This is a genomic window from Burkholderia sp. GbtcB21, assembly GCF_019091065.1.
GTDB classification, from domain to species: Bacteria; Pseudomonadota; Gammaproteobacteria; order Burkholderiales; family Burkholderiaceae; genus Burkholderia; species Burkholderia pyrrocinia_C.
This window is the reverse complement of the sequence record NZ_JAGXKA010000195.1, coordinates 1-289: the sequence shown is the minus strand read 5'-3', so window position 1 is coordinate 289 and position 289 is coordinate 1. Positions and strand designations below refer to the sequence as shown.

Here is a 289-nt window from a genome sequence, read left to right as displayed (position 1 = left end):
GACCGAATAGCCCGGCGTCGCGGCGTTGCTGATGTTCTGGCCCGTCGTCGTGAGGCCCCAGAGCGCGCCATTCAGGCCGCTGACGCCGAGGTTCATGAGTGAGTTGGTCATGCGCGATCCTGGTGTGCCGGCCGCGCTGCGGCCGCCGGGTTGCGTAACCCCCGGTATAACGGCCGCGGATCGAAAAAATTGAGGAAAAAATGCACGCGCGACGCGCGGGTGCGCAGCGCCGGACGGAGCGTCCGGCCGGCGGGGCCGGCGGCGGTGCGCGGGCGGCCCGTGCGGGCCG

1 protein-coding gene is annotated in these 289 nt (G+C 71.6%); it reads right to left on the bottom strand.

The genetic code is table 11. From position 1 onward, the window contains the following. Positions 1 to 107: 107 nt before the first annotated feature. Positions 108 to 289, bottom strand: a 182-nt coding sequence (locus tag KVT39_RS36810) for a hypothetical protein (protein WP_217591464.1), incomplete at its 5' end; no start/stop codon positions are given.